This is a genomic window from Bacillus sp. GW821-FHT11D08 (genome assembly GCF_058808515.1).
Genome location: NZ_JBXARS010000002.1, coordinates 526,736 through 550,332, shown reverse-complemented (window position 1 = coordinate 550,332; position 23,597 = coordinate 526,736). Strand labels below are relative to the sequence as shown.

Genomic DNA, 23,597 nt, shown 5'->3' with positions numbered 1-23,597 from the left:
GCTGTTTCTTTGTTACATTATTATTTCACGATATGGATCGGGCTTCCGATTGCTACTTCGGCAGCTTCCATAGTGATTTCGCCCAATGTCGGGTGAGCGTGAATTGTCATTGCGATATCTTCAGCAGTCATTCCGCCTTCGATCGCCAGGCTCAATTCAGAAATCATGTCAGAAGCGCTTGCGCCGGCAATTTGCGCACCGATTACAAGACCGTCTTCTTTACGAGTGATCAGCTTCATGAAGCCGTCAGTTTCGTTAAGAGACAGCGCACGTCCGTTTGCTGCAAACGGGAACTTAGCTGCAACGACTTCAATGCCTTCTTCTTTCGCCTGTGCTTCAGTGTAACCGACAGAAGCCAGTTCAGGCTCAGAGAATACAACCGCCGGAATACCGAGGTAATCGATTTCAGCCGGCTCTCCTGAAATAGCTTCCGCAGCGATTTTACCTTCGTAAGACGCTTTGTGAGCCAACGGAGGTCCGTCAATGATGTCACCGATTGCGTAAATGTTCGGTACGTTTGTGCGGCACTGCTTGTCTGTTTTAATGACACCGCGGTCAGTCATTTCGATACCGACTTGCTCAAGGCCGAGCTCATCAGTGTTCGGACGGCGTCCGACAGTGATTAATACGTAATCAGCATCAACCGTTTTTTCTTCGCCTTTTACTTCGAATGTAACTGTTACGCCGTCAGGTCTTTCCTCAACGCCTTTAGCCATGGCGCTTGTATGGATTTCAACGTTGCCTTTTTTCTTCAGTCTGCGGGTAACGAGAGAACTCATTTGTTTTTCGAAGCCAGGAAGAATTTCATCTCCGCCTTCTAAAATAACCAATTCAGTTCCGAAGTTCGCATACGCTGTTCCAAGCTCAGTACCGATATATCCGCCGCCGATAACAACGAGCTTTTTCGGAATTTCTTTAAGCGCAAGTGCGCCTGTAGAGTTCAGAACGCGTTCGCTATATTTGAAGTTTGGCAATTCGATAGGGCGAGAACCGGTAGCAATGATTGCGTTTTTAAATGTGTATGTTTGCGCAGAGTTCTCATCCATTACACGGACAGAGTTGCTGTCTACGAAATAAGCTTCCCCTTTTATAACATCCACTTTATTTCCTTTTAAAAGACCTGCAACACCGCCGGTAAGCTTATTTACAACAGAAGCTTTCCATTCTTGGACTTTTGTAAAGTCAACCGTTACGTTCTCAGCAGTGATCCCCATGTCATCTGAATGTTTTGCATTCTCGTAACGATGGCCTGCATTGATGAGCGCTTTTGAAGGAATACAGCCGACGTTCAGACAAACGCCTCCAAGAGTTGCTTTTTCAACGACTGTTACTTTTTGTCCAAGCTGAGCAGCGCGGATGGCAGCTACATAGCCGCCGGGTCCCGCACCAATCACAAGAGTATCTGTTTCAATAGGGAAATCTCCTACTACCATAACATTACGCCTCCATTAAAATAAGTTGTGGATCGTTCAGTAAACGCTTGATGTGGTTTAACGCATTTTGTGCAGTTGCTCCGTCAATCATACGGTGGTCAAAGCTGAGAGAAAGAGCTAAGACAGGAGCAGCTACAATTTCACCGTCACGGACGATTGCTTTTTCAGCAATACGGCCGATACCGAGAATCGCAACCTCTGGATGGTTGATAACCGGTGTGAACCATTGGCCTCCGGCAGAACCGATATTTGTGATCGTGCAAGAAGCGCCTTTCATTTCCGCAGGTGCAAGCTTGCCTTCACGCGCTTTTGTAGCAAGGCTGTTGATTTCATCAGAGATTTCGAAAACGGCTTTACGGTCGGCATTTTTCACTACCGGCACAAGCAGGCCTTTTTCGGTATCCGCTGCAATTCCGATGTTGAAGTAATGTTTTTGGATCACTTCATCTGTTTTATCATCAATAGATGTGTTTAAAACAGGGAATTTTTTCAAAGCGGATGTTAATGCTTTGACGACGTAAGGCAGATAAGTCAGCTTGATGCCTTGATCAGCAGCAACTTGTTTGAACTGTTTGCGGTGAGCAACAAGATTTGTTACGTCAACTTCATCCATAAGAGTTACGTGCGGTGCAGTATGCTTAGAGTTCACCATTGCTTTCGCGATCGCTTTACGGATACCGCTCATTTTTTCGCGTGTTTCAGGGAATTCGCCTTCAGGAGCCTGAGCCGCTGCAGGTTTAGCTGTTTCCTGAGGTGCAGCTGTTTCTTGCGGTGCCGCTTCTTGAGCCGCTCCTCCATTTGCAAAGCTGTCGATATCTTCTTTTACAACACGTCCGTTATTGCCTGAACCTGTTACTTTACGGATATCCACGCCTTTTTCACGGGCATATTTGCGTACGGAAGGCATCGCGATCACGCGTTTGTTCGGATCAGCTTCCACTTGGTCCTGCTGTCCTGCGCCGGTTTCTTTTGCAGGCTCTTTAGGAGTCTCTTCTTTAGAGATATCCTGCCCTGCTTCAGCAGACGACTGAACTTGAGCTTCAGTTTTCGCATCTCCTGAATCATGGCTTCCTTTAAATTGAAGATCTTCGTAACCAGGTGCGTCAAACGTAATAATCGTTTGTCCAACAGTTGCAACTGTTCCCTCTTCAACTTTTAATTCTAATACTTTTCCTTTAACAGGTGAAGGAATTTCTACCACTGCTTTATCATTTTGCACTTCAGCCAGAACATCGTCTTCTTCTACCTCGTCGTTCGGCTTAACAAACCATTTTACGATTTCGCCTTCGTGGATACCTTCCCCGATATCCGGAAGTTTAAATTCAAATGCCACAGTTTTCGACCTCCTAGTTGATTAAGCAAATTTTAGTTATGCATTCGCAAGCATTGAACCTAGTAAACAGACTCCTTCATATAAGAGAAAAGGACTCTCTTTACCGTCTTTTATGATGCCTGATTAAAATTCAAGAACTTTTTTCGCAGTTTCAAGAACGTCTTTATGGTTTGGAAGCCATACGCTCTCAGCAAGCGAGAAAGGAAATACTGTATCAGGCGCCGCAACACGCAGAACCGGAGCTTCCAGGCTCAGAATCGCGCGGTCATTGATTTCAGCTACAACGTTGGCAGCGATGCCGGCTTGTTTTTGAGCTTCTTGCACGACAATTGCGCGGCCTGTTTTTTCAACAGAAGCAATAATCGTATCAATATCAAGCGGACTTACAGTGCGAAGGTCGATAACTTCAGCAGAAACGCCTTCTTTTTCAAGCTCTTCAGCAGCCTTAAGCGACTCATGAACCATCGCGCCGTATGTGATGATAGAAAGGTCAGTACCTTCGCGTTTCACATCAGCTTTGCCAAGCTCAATTGTGTATTCCTCCTCAGGAACTTCCTGACGGAAAGAACGGTAAAGTTTCATATGCTCTAAGAAAACAACCGGATCATTGTCTCTGATAGAGGCAATCAACAGTCCTTTTGCATCGTAAGGAGTGGATGGGATAACAACTTTAATACCCGGCTGCTGAGCGATAAGGCCTTCCAAACTGTCAGCGTGAAGTTCAGGTGTATGAACCCCTCCGCCGAATGGAGAGCGGATTGTCACCGGAGAAGTCCAGCGTCCGCCGGAACGGTAGCGGAGACGAGCCATTTGTCCTGAGATTGAATCCATTACTTCATATACGAATCCGAAGAATTGGATTTCCATAACAGGACGGTAATCTTGCAGGCCTAAACCGAGAGCGAGACCGCCGATACCGGATTCAGCAAGCGGCGTGTCAAATACGCGGTCCTCACCGAATTCTTTTTGAAGGCCTTCAGTTGCACGGAATACGCCTCCGGCAACGCCTACATCTTCCCCGAAAAGCAGAACGTTTTCATTGTTTTTCAGTTCTGTGCGTAACGCATCAGTGATCGCTTGAATCATTGTCATTTGCGCCATGGCTTACTTCGACTCCTTCGCTTTGTAAATTTCAAGTTGTTCTTTCAAGTTGAACGTCGGCTCTTCAAACATATTCTCAATCAGCTCTGTTACTTTCGGTTTTGATTCGCCGTCAGCCTTTTTGATAGCTTGTTTGATTTCTTCTTTGGCCTGTTCAATCACTTTGTTCTCTTCTTCTTCAGACCATAGTCCTTTGTTTTCCAAGAACTTGCGGAAACGTACGAGCGGGTCTTTTTGCTCCCATTCATTTTCTATTTCTTTCGTACGATATTTAGTCGGATCGTCACCGGACATTGTATGAGGTCCGTAACGGAATGTAAGAGTTTCAATCAGAGTCGGACCTTCACCGTTAATTGCGCGCTGGCGTGCTTCTGCGGTTGCAGCGTAAACGGCAAGTGCATCCATTCCGTCTACTTGAACACCTGTAATACCGACGGCAACTGCTTTTTGGGCAATTGTCTGTGCGGATGATTGCTTTTCTACAGGAGTTGAAATCGCATAGCGGTTATTCTGAACAACGAAGATCGCTGGCGCTTTAAATGCTCCGGCAAAGTTCATTCCTTCATAGAAGTCACCTTGAGAAGCTCCGCCGTCACCAGTGTAAGTAATAGCTACCGCTTTTTTACCGCGCTTTTTAAGACCTAAAGCTACACCTGCGGTTTGGATAATTTGAGCACCAATAATAATTTGAGGTGATAAAGCATTTACTCCCTCAGGCATCTGATTACCTTTAAAATGGCCTCTTGAGAACAGGAATGCCTGGTGTAAAGGTAGACCGTGCCAAATCAGCTGAGGAACGTCACGATAACCCGGAAGGATAAAGTCGTCCTGTTCAAGCGCGAAGTGTGATGCAATTTGAGAAGCTTCCTGGCCCGCTGTCGGTGCATAGAAACCTAAACGTCCTTGACGGGAAAGAGAAATTGAACGCTGGTCTAAAATGCGGATATACACCATTCTTCTCATTAATTCCTTTAACTGATCATCTGAAAGATCAGGCATTGCGTCTTTATTTACGACTTCTCCTTCAGCATTTAAAATTTGGAACGTTTCAAACTGCTTATTAATAGCATCAAATTGTTTTTTGCTATCAACAATTGAAGTTTTTGTCTTTGCAGCCATTTTTTAAACCACCTCTTCTTTTGATTTAACAGGGTTAGGATACCGTTTAGCCATCCGTATTAAAAACAGTCTTATCATGCTCTGCAATTCTAAAATTAATCATTCAGAAATTCACATAGCGCTTAAGCAAAGATAATGACGTTTAAACTGTACTAATAAAAAAAGATTTTTTATTAGTACAATATGATCAACAACCATAGTTTACAGTAATTAAACAAAGCCGTCAATTATTTATAACTTCATTTTGAAACCGCTTATAAAACATAAGATCATATTGCACCAAACTGTACTATAAAAGACTTTAAACTGTATTATAAAAATGCTCTACTGTACTATAATTAAAAAAAATTACAAAGAGTAAATTAAGTTATTTAACTTCGGGTCAGGCTTTGAAAAGATGCCGCGGGATAAAAACGGGCAGTTAGCAATCGTCCCGCCTGCCGAACAGACGGGACGACGCTTTTGTCAATTATTCAATACCCGCCCACACGATATTCAGCGGCGTCAGCACGGCATGAGGATGAAACTCGGAAATCGGAGTGAAAAATACATACGTAAAATCTTCGGCTGGATCAGAAAACATGCCGCACCACCCCATTCCAAGATGTGAGAAGGTTCCTTCTGTCATGAAATAATGGTCACCGGCCGGCCACAAATTAATGCCTAAACCAAAGCCGCCTTCCTCTCTGGGCGCTCCGAAGAAGTAAAAAGGAAGACCGGGCTTTATTTGATTTCTCAGCATCGCCTCGACTGTTTTTCTTCCAAGCAGCTTCTTATCTTTCAATCTGCCTTTATTTCTAAACATTTCAGCTAACTTCCAAATATCTCGCAATGAAGAGTACAGACCGCTTGTCGCTTTATTCGGAAAATACGGGTGATGACTTTTTTCCAGCTGTACGCACTCGTGCTCATTGATCACACAAACTTCTTCTTTTAAAGCATCAGGCACATAAAAATACGTTCTTTCTAATCCGAGCGCTTCAATAATATGCTTTGTTACATACTGTTCGTAGGATACGCCTGTTACTTTTGAAATAATGATGCCAAGTATAACAAAGCCGGTTCTGGAATAGTTCCATGCTTCATCCACTCCGTACTCCAAAGGCGTACTGACCAGATAGTTTATCCATTCTTCCTCATTCGTTAAGTCAATGCCTTCAGCCTTTTGAATATCCAGCTCAAAACTTAATCCCGCCGTATGAGTCAAAAGGTGCAAAATTTTAATTTCTCCGAAACCCGGTTTATCAAACGCTGGCAAAATGAGCTTGACCGGCATTTTCAGATCGAGCAAACCTTTTTCGACGAGCTGCATGACGGCTACAGCGGTAAACACTTTTGTCAAAGAACCGATTTCTCTGATTGTATCAAGCTGAAATGTTTGCTTTTCTTTTTGTCCGCCGGTAAATTCCCCTAACGACTCAGCTGCAAAAACCTCACCTCCTCTTGACATCATATAACTCGCACATTGCAGATCTCCATTGTCTATCATCGTCTGATAATGGCCGTTAAGAGCGTTAATTTGTTTCATATCAAATGCCGGATTGCTTATTGTTTGTTTCATTGTTTTCTCCCCCTGTACTGTATGTATCTTTTTCATCCCTTACTTACTGATTTCTTGATGAATTCTGACACCGTTTTATTGAATTCTTCAGGATGTGTAATGTTCGGAAGATGCCCCGCTCCCTTAATTTTCTTTAATTCTGCATTGCTCAGCAGTTTCTGCAGCCTTTTTGTTTCTTTCTGATCAACTACGCTTTCCTTCTCACCCGTAAGGATAAGCGTTCTTGTATGAATGTCTTTTAAAAAGCCGATCGTAGAATAGCCTTCTTGTTGATGTATCTTCATAAAACGTTCAATAGAAGCATTTAGGAATTGATTACTGTATAAACTTTCATATTCATGTGATTTTCCTATAGCTATAAAATCATTTTTCAGTTTTTCCTCGACACTGCTTTCAGGGTCTTCTTCGTATTCGGTGTAACTTCCGGAAAGAATGAGCGTTTTTACTTTTTCAGGGTATTCATAGGCAATCCTCTGCCCTATCATGCCTCCCCAAGAAGCTGCCGCAATGTGGATCGGCCAAGCAATCCCTATCTCGTTCAGCACTTCGATAAAAGTCTGAGCCAGCCCGCTCAGTGTAAAATCGGCGCTCCCCTCACTCAGCCCGTAACCCGGTGTGTGTATGACAATTACATTAAATTGATCTGCCCACTCCTTCATTTGTTCTTTCCACATGTAAGCAGTGGTAGCAAAACCGCAAATCAGTAAAATTGTTTCACCCTTACCGCTCATCAATATTTCCATATGCCGGGCATTTTCTGTGTTTGCCAGAAAATGAACGGTTTCCGTTTCTTCTGTCTGGTAAAAAGCGATAAGTTTTTTTGCGGCATCGCTTTGATCGTGCTGAAGGGCTCCTTTCTTCAGTCTGCTCCAATAATGCAAATAATCGTCGAGATGACGATTGGAAGCTGTGCCGAGTATCCGGAAAGGACTTTCAGCTTCTCCCGTAACGACTGACGAAGCATCAAAATCGGCTGCAATCGCTGAATCTCTTACCAGAGGCGGTGCTGAACGGGCGGATAACGGCTTGAAATCGTTTTGTATTTTTTCTTTTTCTCCGTATAACACGATCAGCTGGTGGCCTTGGCCGAGAAGCGAGTGTTCAAAAGCTTTGATTCCGGCAGTATTTTCTAATGGGTGAAGTCCGTACTCCATTTTCATAATATCTTGAATGCCGGGATCAACTGACATGCCTCCGTCTTTCCAGAAAGGCCAATTTACAGCGATGGTTTTTCCTGATCTTCCCCCCGCCTTTCTCATACATTCCCTCCACTCGGCAAAATGCTCCAGAAAACGATTGGCGTAGGCGTAATCGGCTTGACCCAGACTTCCGATTTCTGAGGAGATGGAAGAAAACAAAACAAAAAAATCTAAAGGCATATCTCTGAGCGCTTCATCCAAATGAATCACACCATTGACCTTTGATTGCAGCACCGCTTGAGCTTCCGCGTCTGTTTTATTCATAATGAGAGAGTCTTTTAACACGCCTGCACTGTAAATGACCCCATTGATTTCGGTATAATCAGCATGAATTTTTTCCGCTAACTTGATGACCTGCTGTTTATCTGACATGTCAGCCTGGATATAAGAAATGCTTGCCCCGTCATATCGGATGCTGTCTAATTTTTCTTCCATGTCTGCTGTCATTTTCGATCGTCCGGCAATGATAACGCTGGCACCGTGATTTGCATAAAGAAACGCTGAAATAATCCAGCCGATGCCGCTTAACCCTCCGATGATGAGATACACTCCGTTTTTTACAAACTTTGCGGTCTTTTGCCCTGGTTGCAGCGAAGCATCTTTGTATGCTGTCACCCGCCTTTTTTGATCGCCGTCATATTTCACAGTCTCATGATGTCCGGCACTTAATTCATTGAGAAGCAAAGGTGCTTTTTCAATGGTTTGTCTTGAAGAAATCTCAACCGTTTTACACTTTATATTTGGCTGCTCCGCATTCAGCGTTTTAAAAAAGCCTCCAATCGCGGCGTAAACCGGATTTGTATATTGACCCTTGTCATGTACGTACAAAATGTTGATGTTTTCTTTTACTTTTTGACGGATCAAAGCTTTACTCAAATAAAGAATTGAATAAAAGCCGTGAGTCAAATCTAACGCTGCTTCAGTATAAGCTTTTTTTGACAAGTAATGAATGATTGACGCCGGAAACGCTCCGGACTTTTTCATATCTTCCAACAGTCTGGAGTAATGAGCAGACTGCTCCGGATTAAATTTATAATGCTTTTCATTTACCATTTCATATTCAGCGGCGGCTTCCGCATAAATAACATTTTCACTGCCGATGTACTTTCGGATTTCATCACTCACTGAACTGTCGAAATCGAAAATCAATGTATTTTCCTTAGGTATTTCTCCGGACTTTAATGGCGATTCTATCCATTCTTTTTGTAAATATAAAGATTCAAGCATCGGCTTTTCAGACGGCTCTTTCGTTTGCGTTTTTTCTTTAAAAGCTGCGGCCGGCGTATTACGCACAGCATATTTTTCTTCTAAATAAGCCGCTAAATCATGAATATTGTTATAATCAAAAAGCAATGTCGGATACAATTGTGTATCCAATCTTTCCTCGAGCATTTTCGATATATGCAGCAGCTGTTTTGAGTCAAGACCCAGTTCGTAAAAAGATTGGTGTTTGTCCGCTTTATTTGGCGGTGTGTTTGTAACCTCTCCAATAATGGATGACAGCTCATCTGTTAATGTTTTATGACTGTCTTGGTGCTGAACTGTATCAGAGATAGAGTCTGTAATGTTAGCTCCGTATTTCTCCTGCAGAAATTCCGTCAATTCACCGATTGTGGAGTAATCAAATAATAAAGTCGGGTACAGCTTTGAACCTAACATCAGTTCTAATTTTTTGGATAAGTCTAATAATTGTTTAGAATCCAAGCCCATCTCATAAAAGGAAATATCATTCTTCACTGTTTCAGCAGGTTTTTCAATCATGCCGGCTATCTCTTGGATCAAATTATTTCTGATCATTTCTTTATTGTTCGCTACGCTGCCGACCTCTTTAGCTTTTTGGGAATGCTCCAGCCTTTGTATTGATTTTTCATTTCTGACTCTTTTCACACCGAATCGCTCATAATAAAAAGCAAGCTCTCCATCAGGCCTGTATACTTCTATGTCCGCATATAAAATGTCTTTAGAAGGCGGCTGCGTTATACTGGTTTTATTAATATACACAAAACAAGACCCAGTTGTTTTATGCAGTGCCCGGAATGTCTCAATATATATAGGGATAAACGCATTTGTTCCTTCATCCGGCAAGTCTGATGTAAGGATTCCCAACAAGCTGAGAGACCCATCCAAAAATGCGGGATGCATGTAAAAGTCATCTGTATATTCTTTTGAAAGTCCGCTTAAACTGACCTCTCCCAGAATATAATTTTCACCTTCATATACTGTACCTTCCAATTTCATAAAATCTTTATGAATCAGGCCGCCCCTGCGCAAATTACGATAGGCGGATTCAGCATCCGAAGTCCGGACGGCCCCTTTCTTTAATTCTTCGATTGAAATTGTCTTTTCTTTTATCGCATTTTTTCTTATGATTTCCGCCTGCAAGTTGACTGACGCTTCACCTTCCGCCTTTTCAGCGACCCATTTCCTGCTTGTTGTTTCAACAAGCCAGCCGTTTTCTTGTTTCGTAAACTGGAAGGTGACTTTTTTATCAAAATGGACTGACGTCGCAACAGGTTCACGGAATAAAACATGTTTGATTTCAAAACTTCGGGGTGATATCCCTTTCTCAGCTAAAAATCGTGTTATTAAATCCAGATACGTTACGCCGGGTATCGTACGCACTTGATGAAGGACATGGTCTGAAACAATATAATCGTCATGTTTGACTAATACGCTGAACCTCATGCAACTCGACAACCTTTCTTCTTTTACAAAGTAAAGAAACAGAGCAGGTGCTACTCTGTTTCATCAATAATTTCAAGAAGCCGTTTTTTATTCTGTTTGATTTGTTTTTTCCGATTTGAATCCGGCCAGTACTCTTTTCTGACAAACTCAGCAGGCGGCAGCGGAGTTCTGACGGAATGATATGAATCATCCAGGCCGCTTACCAAAAGGTGGGCGTTTGTTCCGCCAAAACCGAAAGCGCTGATGCCCGCCCTCCGTTTTCCATCCTTCCAGCTTCTCAGCTCTGTATTCGGATAAAAAGGCGACTTTTCAAATTCAAAGCGCGGATTTGGCGTTTCACAATTCAATGTAGGCGGGATTTCCTTATGCCATATTGATAAAATCACTTTAATGAAACTTGCCGCTCCGGCAGCGCTTAATAAGTGTCCGATATTGGTTTTCACACTTCCTACTCCGCAAAATTGCGTTTTGTTTGTGTCTCTTCGGAATACTTTTGTCAGAGCCTGAAGCTCAATCGGATCTCCAATCATCGTGCCTGTGCCGTGAGTTTCGACGTAGCTGACTGATCCGGGAGTGATATCGGCTTTTTCAAATGCATCTTGAATAACCTGCTCTTGAAGCTTAGGATTGGGGGTCGTAATTCCCATTGTCGCACCGTCGTTATTAATAGCTGATGCTTCAATGATACCGTATATCCGATCACCGTCAGCTTTCGCTTTCTCCAGCGGTTTTAACAGAACAGCGCCAAAACCCTCTCCGGGTACAAAACCGTTTGCCCTTTCATCAAAAGTAAAACACTGACCGTCCGGCGAAAGAGCTCCTCCTTCTGTTAACATCAGGTAAGGAATTTCATCCAAAAGCAGATCCGCTCCTCCTGCCAGCGCCATCTCTGAATCACCGTTTTTTATGCTTTGGCAGGCTAAATGAATGCTGACTAATGAAGAAGAACAAGCGGTATCAGAAACCATGCTTGGACCGTGAAAATTAAAGAAATGCGACACATGTGAAGCAATAAAGTTTTGACTAAGCCCGACGATGTGGCTGCTGCTTTCTTTCGGCAGTTTGTGACCGTAACCGCCCATTCTGGAACCGACAAATACGCCGACTTTTTTTCCCGATAATTCCGTTTCTTCATAACCGGCATCCCGTACAGTCTGTACACTCGTTTCTAAGAAATGTCTTATCAGCGGGTCCGTTTGGATGGCTTTCTCCTCTTCCATGCGGAAATACTCCGGATCGAAGCTGCCGATTCCATTGATAAATCCTCCCCATTTGCTGATGCTTTTTCCCTTTTGTTTGACCGGAGAGTAATTTTCTTCTATATTCCACCGGGAATCAGGTACTTCTTTAATATGATTCTTCCCTTTTCTCAGATTGTCCCAAAATTCCTCTTTATCAGCCGCTCCAGGGAACTTACATCCGATTCCGATAACAGCTATCTTTGCAGAGGAAGCCGTCTGCGGTTCTGTATTTCGGCTCGTCACAGACTGCATATCTTGCATATCTTGCTGATTGCTGCTTTGAGAATCAGTCTGTTCGATTTGTTTCTTCAACGGCGGCGCCGTCTTACCGATATATTCCGCAAGACCATGAACCGTGTTGTGTTCAAGAAGCACAGTAGGGTCAATTTTTTTCTGAATCATTGCTTCTATTCGATGTATAATGCTGACAAGAAGTATAGAATCCACACCGTATTCCTGAAAATCCGTATTTGGGTTAAGCTTTTCAAGGGGAATGCTCAATTCCTCGGCAAATACGGCAGAAAGTTCACTGACAAGCCCTTCTGAATGATCAAAAGTGTCGGGAGTCTCCTGTCTTCGGACTGGAACCGAAGCTCCGCCGGTTTTATTGATGTTCAGGAGACTGTCTGCATGAAACACTGTTCCTTTTTTCACGATAGGAATGATATTGGCCGATTTTTTCTCCAGTGCATGATACAAAATCGCCAGTCCTTCCCGTGTGGAAAGAGAGTCCAATCCCAATTCATCATATAAAGGACTCGTCACAGTACCCATTCCGACTTCTTTCCAGCTCGGCCAATTGATGGACGTGAAATACGTTCTCCCCTTTTGAAAATGATAAACCGCGAAATAGTCCATATATGCGTTTGCAGACGCGTAATCAGTCATTCCTTTCGACAGTTTGGGTGACTGTGCTGCAATTGATGAAAATAGAATAAAGAAATCCAGCGGCCTATTATTAAAAATCCGCTCCAAATTCTGAAGTCCAGTGACTTTCGGCCCGTACACCGTCTTAAATTCACTCATTCTTTTATGAATAAAGGCCGGATTTCCGCCGCTGTGCAGTCCGGCACAGTGTATGACACCGCTTATATCTTTAAATTCAAGGCTTACTTGGTGAAAGAATGAACGCAGCTTCTCTTCATTTGTGAGAGAACCGCTGTAATACAGATAGTTGACACCTTTCTCTTCAAAACTTTGAAACAGTTTTATATTGCTGACTGTCTTTTCGTCCTGTCTGCCCTCTTTCAGCAAATGATCCCATTCACTTCGCAAAGGTAATGGACGCGTACCCGTCAGCACGAGTTTTTTCACTCCCCGTTTCACCAAATCTTCAGCTATTGCTCTGCCAATGCCCCCTGTCCCGCCGGTAATCACGATGGCTTTATCCGCAGGAAATGAAACAGGCGCGCCGGTATGGATTCTTTCTTCTTCAAAATACGGAACATATCTGACGCCGCTGCGGTAGCATACTTCATTCTCTCCGGTACATTGCGCCCTTTCATTCTCAAAGATTTGTTTCAGCTCATGCGTTTCTTTCATGCTGTCTATATCTATTGTTTTCACATGAACAAAGCCGTATTCCGCAGAAAGGGCTTTCAGAAAAGCCGCTGATTCTGCACCCGTCAGCTTTGGTTTTTCCGCTTTAAATACCTGCAAGCCATTGGTGATTTGTAAAATGGATAATGGTGTTTCCTTTTTACTCCGCTTAATTATTTCTTGTATAAATAAGAATTTACCATATGGGATGCCGTTCTGATTGTCACTCTGGTTTCCGATATCTGAGAAATCAAATATATTTTGGACCTGCCGCTCACCGCCCGAGAAGATCTCACGGATAACGTCGTATGCGTGGTTTTCATCTAATAAAGAACACTCAAACATTTGATCAGAGTGTTTTATAAATGAAGAGTGATGTTTGATGACAATCAGATTCTCCTGATCTATATCCGAACAAATGGTGCGGGCAATTGATTCTGTGTCTTGATTTACAAATGCTACTGTCAGTCCGTACTCTTTTGTTTCGGATGGATTAACAAACGGATTTTCCCTCCATTTTTTTTGCAAGTGATGTTGAAAAGAATGCTGAGGGATCTCTGTCTTCTCAGTCCTGAACGGAACCCAATAACGTTCTTTTGCAAACGGATAAGTCGGAATTGAGATCCGTTTACCCGGCTGCTTTAAATGTTGATGAACGGATTTCCAGTCGATATCCGCCCCCCAAACCCATAATTGAGCCAGCTTTTCCGCTTCACCGTTCTCAATAATGGTCTTTACAAACAATTCACCTGCTGTGCCTTCCGTTAACGCCTTCATTTTTTCAGCAAATGCATCTGCTGATTGCTGATGAACATATACGCCTGGAACTTGCTTGTCACCGCGGCAAAACTCAAATAATTTATCTTTCATTTCTTTAAGAGAGGTACCGATAATCGCCGCTCTGGCCTCCATCGCTTCTCTGCCCGATTGTGTAGTGTATGCCAGATCCCGTAAAACGACGCTTTCCGATTGGCTGCCTTCCATCACTTCATTCGGGAACAGGTTTCTTATCGCTCCGGCATATTCCTTCAATACGTATTCAGTAACCGCTTGAATGGAGGGGCAATCAGTTAATTCATACATCGTGAGTTCAATATGAAACATTTCGTTAATAAAATCCGCCATCCGGCTTAATTCCAAAGGCCCTACGCCAAATTCACTCAGGTGATCAGCAATATTAATTTCTTCCGGATGGATATGAAGCAATTCCGAAACAAACGGTTTGAGTACTTCATACACCTTTTCTTTCATATCAGGCTGCTTATCCTTTACTTCAGGACTTAGTGAACGCTGGATAAAATCTCTCATGTTTTCGGCATACTCAAGAAGACGTTCATTGTCTTTGGCAGATAACAGGACAATATGCGGTTCGTTCTCAACATGTTCTGTTGAGACGTTTGTTTCTTCATATTCTTCTATAATGATATGAACATTCGTTCCTCCCGCTCCGAATGAGCTGATCCCCGCTCTTCTCGGAACAGTTACTGTTTTTCCGTTTTCCTGCAGTTTTGGTTTCTTCCAATCTTGCAATGACCGCTGTACATAAAAGGGAGATGCTTTAAAATCGATATTTGGATTCAACGTCTCCGCATGTATGGAAGGAAACAGTTTTTTCAGTTTCATTTGCAAAAGAACCTTTGTCAAACCGGCAATTCCCGCTGCGGCCTCAAGATGGCCGATATTTGATTTGACAGAACCGATGGAACAATATTGAGTGTGCTCCGTAAATTCCCGAAACGCTTTTGTTAACCCGGTGATCTCAATCGGGTCTCCAAGAGAAGTTCCCGTTCCGTGAGCTTCAATATAACTAATTGTACGAGGGTCAATACAAGCTTTCTGAAGCGCGTCCTGTATCAGTTCAGACTGACCATTTGGATTAGGAACCGTAAAACCGTTTGTTCTCCCTCCGTGATTGACTGCTGTCGCTTTAATCAGCGCATAAATATGATCTCCGTCCCTTACCGCTTCCGCCGCCGGCTTTAAAAGTACGGATCCCACTCCTTCTCCCGGTACATAACCGTCACCGCCCTCGCCGAATGTCCGGCATCGGCCATCACTTGCAAAGAAGCGGCTTTGATTTAATAATGTATATTTATTCGGATGAAGCGTAAGATTGACCCCGCCGGCAACAGCAAGTGTGCTTTCTCCTCTTCGTATACTTTCACAGGCTAAGTGAATGGCGTTAAGAGAGGATGAACACATTGTATCAACCGCCATACTCGGCCCCTTAAAGTTAAAGAAATACGATATTCTGTTTGCTATTGCAGAAAATGGAGACCCGACGGCCAGTTCATTTCCTTTAAGTGATTCTTCAACGCCGAAAAATTGATAGCTTCCATATGTGACGCCTGCAAATACTCCGACCTTTTTGCGGGTCAGATCTGAAGGTTTATAACCCGCATCCTCTATGGTATTGTACACTGTCTCTAAAAAGAGACGTTCCTGAGGATCAAGAAAAGCCGCTTCTTTCGGTGATATCCGGAAAAATAAAGGATCAAACCGGTCTGGATTTTTCAGAAAACCTCCCCACTTATAGCAGCTTCCCTCCAGCATTTCTTTCCGGTCATCGGGAATTTCGCTTACGCAATCCTGTCCATTCATCAGCACATTCTGGAACTCCCTGATGTTTTCCGCACCCGGATACCTGCCGCTGACACCGATAATGGCTATATCAGCAGAAAGGGAATCGGCCGCCATGTGCTCTTTTGAATCTTCTCCTTCAGAGCGTACCGGCGCTTTTGTTTCCACTGGTTTTCTTTTTGGCTTTTTTTGATATGAGACAAGTTCAGATGTGCCGGCCGGTTTCAGCAGTTTCATCATTCGTTCGCTGTGATGACTCAGGAAATATTCAGCTAACTGCGATATTGAATGATATTCAAAAAATAATGTTTTCGACAATCTGCCGATACTTTGCTCCAGCTTTTTGGTCAGACGCATGATCATCACTGAATCAATGCCGTATTTCTCCAGATATTGTTTTTCATCTATGAGTGAGGCCGGTAATTTCAATTCCTCTGACATTATATTTTTCAGATAACTGATGATATTTTGTCTTAATTCATCGTTTTGCAAATCGGCATCTTCCTGCTGGTCTGAATGTAAGCTGATTGTGCCGGCACGCTTCAGCACATCCTCAATCTTTTCTTTACGGCCTTTCAGGGCAATCAGCTGTTCAGATGATTGACACAAGCTGTTCTCCAGAGCCTGTATTCCGTCACCGTCATCTAACGGGTCAAGACCGAGTTCCTGTTTCATGTAGGATATTCCTTCATCGTCAATATTCATCCCGCCGGAAGTCCATAGCGGCCAATTGACTGACACTACCCTTCCGGCAGACTCTTTTGCGGTCATAACTGCTGCATACTGATCCAAACAGGCATTGGCGAAAGCATAGTCACATTGGCCGGCTGAGCCGAAGACTGCCGATGTGGATGAAAACAAGACAAGTAATTCAACTTTCATTTTTTTGATTTCTTCCGCCAGCCACAGCGTGCCATAAACTTTCGAACCTGTGACTTGATCAATTTCTTCTTTTGTCTTTCTTAAGATAAAAGAGTCACGGAGTACGCCGGCACTGTGAAATACTCCATGTAAGGTGCCGAACTGCTCTTTTGCAAAAGCAAACATCCGTTCAGCATCACTTTGTTTTGAAACATCAGATCGGATATATTCAACTGTTGAACCTGAACTTCTTAAATATTCGATCTTTTTCTCCTGCTCTTCAGTTAAATCAGAGCGCCCTGTCAATATGAGATTCGCTTTCCATTGTTCCGACAGATGTTTTGCCAGAATATAACCGAGACCGCCCAGGCCTCCTGTAATCAGATAGTTCCCATGATGTTTCAGCGGCTGGGTTAAATCGAATGAGCCGGCTTTATTATAGCTTTTCGTAAAACGTCTCCCGTTTTCATAGCGCACTTCAAAATGGATATCCCGTTTTTCGTCACACTCTCTCTGATATATATCCGCTATCGCTGGAAGAGCGGCTCCCTCACCCTCTGATTGCGTGATATTGATAATCTGATAGTGAAAATTGGGGTGTTCCTGGTGAACGGTTTTCACCAATCCGCCGAGAGCATGATGCAGCGGCAGTTGTTCTTTATTCTCTGTTTGAAAAATATGCGTCAGCTTTATTATCTTTTTCCATTTTAGTTCAATCAGCGCCTGTGTAATATACAGAAGAGAAAACAATCCGTTTTCCAATTGTTTCTGTATACCTCCCTTACTCATGTCAGCCTGAGAATCAGACCACAAGTGAAGAATCTTTTCGGGCAGCTGATAATGATCATGAATGTATCGGAACAGCTTTAGATAATCGTCTTTTTTCACGTGGTTCATACAAATCGCATCATCATGTAAAACAGCAAATTCTTTTCCGCGGATGACAAACAAGAGAGTACAGTCCTTAAACAAACCGCTCAATTCTTGTATTTGCCGTTCATTTTCTGCAAAAATCAGGAGCAATCCCGTCAAGGGTACGCTCTTCTTACTCGGAATGAACGATTCTGTCCATTCCGGCTTGTAATATAAAAGCGGATGGTTCGATGCCCGTGATTTTTGATTCTGAATGGATGTCACACGGGCATAGCCTTCGTCAGCCGACATTTGTCCTGTTTGAATCAGATCAAGAATATCGCTGAGTTGTTCACGTTTTCCGTTCATCATTCTTCCCCCATTAATTGTTTCAATACAGCCTTCTGATCAATATCATTGGTTTCCAATTGACGCAGGAGACGAATGAGTTCGTCGTCCGTCTGAACAGTGTCTTTTTCATGACCATATCTGAATCTCACATCTCTGCACTCTGCCAGAATGCTTCCGTTTTTATCTGTAAACGTCATATGACACGTTACATCACGGCTGTTCTGCCGGTTCTCTTTTTGAGTATAGACATAAAAATTTTGAGCGAGAGGGTGATAGACATCCGCCGCTCCCATTCCGATCAATTCCGGGAAGGTTTCTCCGCTGACAAAAAACGCACTGGCTTGAATCGCGGACTCAAGCGCTTCAGGAGAGATCGTAAAATTCTCTCTTTTTGCATAAAGCTCATCCGGCAATGAATGAAGCGACAGCATTCCGTCACTGTTTTTCGCTGATTCAATGACAAAAGGCGCTTCAGCAGGATGTTCAGTCATTTTTGATTTGACTTCAGCAATATAAAGCGCTTCAGGAAACATACCGCTTTCAGGCTTAGCAATATGCGCATTTCCCCTGGCAAGACGTACTTTATTCTCATTTTTTGTGTTTGCATATATGTCAAACCGCGCAAAGTCGCGCTCAGGCGTCAGCGTAATCATCAGTTCCCGTATATCAGTTATTCCGTTCATGCTTTCGGTCCACAATAAATCAGTCAATGTATGAACTGGTTGTCCAAATGCCGCCGCTGCATTGACGATAGCCATTTCAGCCAAAGATGCATAAGGGAAAAAGGACACGTTTCCTTCAGACAGACTTAGTGCGAACGGATGATTACGGCTGATTTTTTTCGTGAAACTGAACTGATTAAAATCGGACGTGTTACTCCCCAAGAAAGGGTGAGTCGGCTTACTCACATCCGCTGAAACAAGTGCTTCCCCTTTTTCCGCTATCCAATACCGCTGTTTGATCAGCGGTTGTCCCGGAATAGAAATCCTGCGAGCATTCCGATTCACCTCAAAAGTCTCCCAATCTATCTTTCTTCCATTTACCCATTTGGATGCTGCTTCGGCGTAATCTGAACAAACGTGAGGCATTTCATTGTGAACTTCTGATTCGAATGTATTACCGGTATGACTGAAGTTGCTTTTTTCACCCCTGATATAAGCTGAAAGCTCTTCAGCAATGACCCGCCCGGAATCTGCCACTATCGCCAGCCGTTCTTCCATATGATCGCGTCCCGTCTGAAGTGTATAGGCAATATCCTGAAGACGCAGTTTATGATTGTTATCCTTCGATTCATTTTCTGATAGAAAATCAGCCATAACCTTTGCATATTTTATCAGCCGTTGTTTGTCTTGAGCCGATAAAACAAAGATCACTCGGCCGCTTTGATGATCAAAAGCTTTTGGCGGCTCATACGCTTCCAATATAAGATGCGCGTTTGTTCCTCCTGCCCCAAAAGCGCTTACCCCGGCTCTCAAAGGATGAACAGCATTGCTGTTTTGCGGAATATTCCATTCAGCCGCTTTCCGCTGCACTTGAAAAGGAACCTGATCAAAATCTATAAACGGATTAACAATATCGGAATGCAGAGAAGGAACAAGCTGCTTATTCTTCATTTGGAGAAGCACTTTCGTTACCGCAGCGATTCCTGCCGCAGATTCTAAATGTCCGATATTTGATTTCACCGAACCGATGGCGCAAGGATGGTTCAATTGATAGGAATCTTTCAGTCCTTGAATTTCAATCGGATCGCCTAATGACGTCCCTGTTCCATGTGCTTCAATATAATTGACGGTATTCGGATCAATGTCAGCTTTACGAAGCGCTTCTGAAATGACCTCCGCCTGCGCATCCGGATTCGGTATGGAATATCCGCTCGTCTTTCCTCCATGGTTAACGGCGCTTCCCTTAATCACACCGTATATTTGATCTTGATCTTCTATTGCTTTTTTCAATGGTTTTAACAATACGGCTCCGACTCCCTCACCGGGAACATAACCGCTTCCGTCTTTTCCAAAACTCCGGCATCTGCCGTCACTTGATAGAAACTGTCCCATACTGAGGAACTTATATTTATTCGGATGTATTGACAAATTCACTCCGCCGGCTAATGCCATATCGCTCTCTCCGCAATGTATGCTTTGGCATGCGTAATGAATAGAGGTCAGTGATGAAGAGCACATTGTATCCAGAGCCAAACTCGGACCTTTTAAATGAAAATAATAAGACACCCGATTGGCAATTGAAGAATAGACGGACGCCGGCGAGAAAGCCACTCCATTTTCTTCTCCTTCAAATAGTTGATATTGGCCCCACATTGCACCGACAAATACACCGACTTTCATCTTTTCCAGCATGTTTCTCGGGTACCCTGAGTCTTCAAAACAATGTTTGGCCGTTTCTAAAAAGAGCCTTTCCTGGGGATCCATAAGTTCTGCTTCCCTTGGGGAAATATGAAAGAAAAGCGGATCAAATTGATCGGCTCCGCTGATAAAACCTCCCCACTTGCTGTAAGACTTCCCTTTCATATCTCTGTCTTCGCTGAAGAAATCATCCATATTCCAGCGGTCAGGCGGGATTTCTGTAATACAATCTTTTCCGCTCTTTAAATTCTCCCAAAATTCAGGTAAGTCTTCAGCCATCGGATACTTTCCGCTTAATCCGATAATGGCAATGTCCTCATGCCTTGTATCAGCTTTCTCATTTATTTGGATCTCGCAGTTTTCATCCTCTATGAAGGTATCTTGAAGTGCAGATTCCAATTTTTCTTTGTCACCTTCAAACACGATCAGCTGTGATGCGTTCAGAGAGAGTGAATCTTGAAAAGCTTTGATCCCATTGGTTTTACTAAGAGGAACCATACCGATTTTTTGTTTCATCCATTTTTCAGTTTGTTTATCCACTTTCATGCCGCCGTCTTCCCATAGCGGCCAGCCGATGGCTACTGAGACGCCGGAGCGTTCTTTTTTCCGCCTCATTCCTTCACGCCACTCAGCGAAAAGATCGATGAACCGGTTGGCCAATGCGTAATCCGTCTGTCCGATATTCCCGTACATCGAGGTGCTTGATGAAAACATCACAAAGAAGTCCAAAGGTTCGGTTTGCAGCAAGCTGTCCAATAAGACCGTCCCATTTATTTTCGGAGCGATTACTTCCTGAATTTCATCTTTTGATTTTTGAATCAATAAAGCGTCGTGCGTCACACCGGCACTGTGTATCACACCGTTGATTTCTCCGAATTGCCTTTTAATGGTTTTTATGATTCGCTCTGCATCACGGCTATCTGAAAAATCACCTCTTATATATTGAACCGAAGAACCGCCTGCTTTCATTCGGCTGATTTTGTTCTTTTTGTCTTCCGTAAGTTCAGAACGGCCCGCTAAAATAATATTGGCTTTCGTTTGGGCTGCGATATGTTCAGCAAATATAAGGCCTAAGCCGCCGGCCCCTCCTGTAATCATGTATACTCCGTTTTCTTTAAAGGAGAAATCTGAGTTTGGAGCCGGTTCCGCTTCCCGTAAGGCACGGACCCAGCGCACATTTCCTTCATAATAAAGATCGGTTTCTCCCGGATGAGCTTCCGTAGATTCGACTCTGATGATTTCAGCTGTAAGTTCCGTCAACGATGACTTGTCTGAAACTGATATCCCGATTGTCTTAAGGGCCAGTTTCGGGTTCTCAAGCACAATAGACTGCCCTGCGCCATGGACTGAAGCGTAAAGCGGCTGATCATTTTTATGGTCCGCCGGATAAAGGAAAAGCGATACAACCTTTTTTTCCGTCTTGCTGCGCATCAATGCCCGGCTGAAAAAGAATAGCGGGTAAGCCCCCTTAGAAAGCTGTTCACTTATTTTTTCCGGGCCGGCAAATGACCCTTCCGGCCACCCGTAAACCACGGTGTCGGGCATTTGCCCCCTTTTTTTCAGATCAGCTGCAAGCCTGTCAAAGTGGGCTTCCTCCCTGTGATCTATCTCATAAACACCGTCTCCGTGATAGGAGAAACGATTCCCTGATAAAACGAGAATGATCTGTGTATTTTCGAATCCATTTTCAGCATTTTCCCGCATAAAATGAAAAAGCTCTCTGTCATATTGAAACAGCAGGCATGTTCTTTTCTTTTTATTTCCGCAATTCGGGTCCCAAGAAGCAGCCTTTTGTCTCCAATGCGGCGTTAAATAGGTCAGAGCCGTATGATTCTCTCCATAATGAAGAGGGAGGTCTTTTTCAACGGAAGTTTTTTCGCCGCTCTCTGCAAAATAGTTTGCAAGTTTTTGAATCGTCGGATACTCAAACAATAAAGTAGGGTACAGTTCCCTGCCTGTTTTCTCTTCCAATGCCTTTACGGCTTGCATAAGTGTTACGGAATCGAGGCCTTGTTCATAAAAACCTTTTACAACAGAGAGTGTTTCAGGGGCAGTCCCTTTGATATCTGCGATCAGCTGCTGAATGTCTCCTTCTGTTATAAGAGCGGAAAGATTTTCGTTCATACTTTCTTTCATGTCAGGCTTTTCAGCCGGTTGATTTTGCGTTAAGAAATAACTGGACATTCTTTGATTTTCTTTAATATACGCGGCGAGTTCCCGGATCGTTTTCTGCTCAAACAGGAGTGTAGGATACAGCTGTTCCCCTGTTTTGTTTTCAAGTTCTTTGACAATGGCAAGCAAAGAAGCTGAATCCAGGCCCTGTTCATAAAAACCAATGTCTGTCCTTATGTCACGCAGATCTATATTTGAAACCCCGGATATTAATTCTTTAAGGTGTGTCTCAATGCTTTCGCTTCGATTTATGATTGAATCTTTTCTGATCAGGCTGTCTTTTGGCTGAGAAGCCGCTTCAGTTTCCAAACGAGTCTGCTTCAGGTTTTCAATTAAATCTTTTGAGCGAATATGTTTCACAGACAGCCGCGTAAAATAAGCGATCATCTCCCCGTATGCATCGTACAAACCGTAACTTACTTGGATGACATCCCCTGAATCATGATTTTGGTCTTGCTTCTCTATGTACACATAACACCTGTCTTCCAGGCGCTTCGTCATACGGAAAGATTCAATATGAATGGGAATATACGTTTTCATCCGGCTTGCCGGAGATCCTTGTGTAAAATATTCGGGACATGCCTGATAAAGGATCGATATGATGGTAGACGCATCAAGAAAAGTGGGATGCAATTGAAAATAGCCGGTATATTGATTGGCAATTTGGCTGAGCGTCAACTCTGCAAGTACAGAATGGTCAGACGCATAAACCTTCCCCAGACTCTTCATAAATTCAAAATGCTCTATATCAACCTTTTTTAAATAGTCATAACATATCTCCATATCATCTTCACGGGCGGAGGCATGTTTAATTTCATCAATATTGATTGAACTCATGCTTTCCGGGAATTTCTGCATGAGCCTGCAGGTCATATTCTCATCCCAGCTTTCATCCAGAATGCGGTCATCTTTTACCTTTCTGCTCTTCGCCTGAATTTCCCATCCCTGTTCCAATCCCTGAAAACGGATGCGGATTTCTCTGTCAAAGGTATCCGATGTTGCTACAGGTTCCAAATACAAAATATTCTGACACTCGAGTTCTTCAATAGGCAAACCTTTGCTCAGCGCCATACGGTATATCATATCTAAAAATGTGACACCGGGTATAATCCGGGTGCCATGCACCCGGTGATCCCTGACAATATAGTCCGTATGTTTAATTGTTAATGTGAACTGATAGTTTTGATTACTGGCCACCTGTCTCATTCCT

At 43.3% G+C, this 23,597-nt stretch carries 8 protein-coding genes; all 8 read right to left on the bottom strand.

Going from position 1 to position 23,597, the window contains the following annotated elements:
- Positions 1 to 20: 20 nt before the first annotated feature.
- The 8 genes from lpdA to AC1RRX_RS06275 all read right to left on the bottom strand — a co-directional run bounded on the left by lpdA (position 21) and on the right by AC1RRX_RS06275 (position 23,584).
- Positions 21 to 1,433 carry a dihydrolipoyl dehydrogenase gene (gene lpdA, locus AC1RRX_RS06310; RefSeq protein ID WP_007409663.1) on the bottom strand — a complete coding sequence of 471 codons (1,413 nt, stop codon included), beginning with the start codon at positions 1,431 to 1,433 and terminating at the stop codon, positions 21 to 23.
- Between the two features lie 4 nt (positions 1,434 to 1,437).
- Complete coding sequence (gene pdhC, locus AC1RRX_RS06305; protein ID WP_012117474.1) at positions 1,438 to 2,766, bottom strand: pyruvate dehydrogenase complex dihydrolipoyllysine-residue acetyltransferase; 1,329 nt, start codon at positions 2,764 to 2,766, stop codon at positions 1,438 to 1,440.
- 123 nt (positions 2,767 to 2,889) lie between these two features.
- Positions 2,890 to 3,867: a pyruvate dehydrogenase complex E1 component subunit beta gene (gene pdhB / locus AC1RRX_RS06300; RefSeq protein ID WP_003154528.1), complete on the bottom strand. Its 978-nt coding sequence runs from the start codon at positions 3,865 to 3,867 to the stop codon at positions 2,890 to 2,892.
- A 3-nt stretch (positions 3,868 to 3,870) separates the two neighbouring features.
- Entirely contained in the window at positions 3,871 to 4,986 is a 1,116-nt protein-coding gene (gene pdhA, locus AC1RRX_RS06295; protein WP_003154530.1) for a pyruvate dehydrogenase (acetyl-transferring) E1 component subunit alpha, read from the bottom strand.
- A 469-nt stretch (positions 4,987 to 5,455) separates the two neighbouring features.
- Positions 5,456 to 6,547: a serine hydrolase domain-containing protein gene (locus tag AC1RRX_RS06290; RefSeq protein ID WP_020955769.1), complete on the bottom strand. Its 1,092-nt coding sequence runs from the start codon at positions 6,545 to 6,547 to the stop codon at positions 5,456 to 5,458.
- Between the two features lie 32 nt (positions 6,548 to 6,579).
- Positions 6,580 to 10,431 carry an alpha/beta fold hydrolase gene (locus AC1RRX_RS06285; protein WP_144463969.1) on the bottom strand — a complete coding sequence of 1,284 codons (3,852 nt, stop codon included), beginning with the start codon at positions 10,429 to 10,431 and terminating at the stop codon, positions 6,580 to 6,582.
- A gap of 50 nt (positions 10,432 to 10,481) precedes the next feature.
- The gene (locus AC1RRX_RS06280) at positions 10,482 to 17,873 is read right to left on the bottom strand and encodes an SDR family NAD(P)-dependent oxidoreductase (protein WP_144463970.1); all 7,392 of its coding nucleotides are present in this window, start codon (positions 17,871 to 17,873) and stop codon (positions 10,482 to 10,484) included.
- On the bottom strand, positions 17,873 to 23,584 hold the full coding sequence (locus tag AC1RRX_RS06275) for a type I polyketide synthase (RefSeq protein WP_144463971.1): 5,712 nt from the start codon (positions 23,582 to 23,584) through the stop codon (positions 17,873 to 17,875). Before AC1RRX_RS06275 ends, AC1RRX_RS06280 begins: the two co-directional genes overlap by 1 nt.
- Between the last annotated feature and the right edge of the window lie 13 nt (positions 23,585 to 23,597).

Bases quoted from the DNA above. Each gene is read 5' to 3' on its own strand.
- lpdA (WP_007409663.1), bottom strand. From the start codon at position 1,433: ATGGTAGTAGGAGATTTCCCTATTGAAACAGATACTCTTGTGATTGGT.
- pdhB (WP_003154528.1), bottom strand. From the start codon at position 3,867: ATGGCGCAAATGACAATGATTCAAGCGATCACTGATGCGTTACGCACA.
- AC1RRX_RS06280 (WP_144463970.1), bottom strand. From the start codon at position 17,873: ATGAACGGAAAACGTGAACAACTCAGCGATATTCTTGATCTGATTCAA.
- pdhA (WP_003154530.1), bottom strand. From the start codon at position 4,986: ATGGCTGCAAAGACAAAAACTTCAATTGTTGATAGCAAAAAACAATTT.
- AC1RRX_RS06290 (WP_020955769.1), bottom strand. From the start codon at position 6,547: ATGAAACAAACAATAAGCAATCCGGCATTTGATATGAAACAAATTAAC.
- AC1RRX_RS06285 (WP_144463969.1), bottom strand. From the start codon at position 10,431: ATGAGGTTCAGCGTATTAGTCAAACATGACGATTATATTGTTTCAGAC.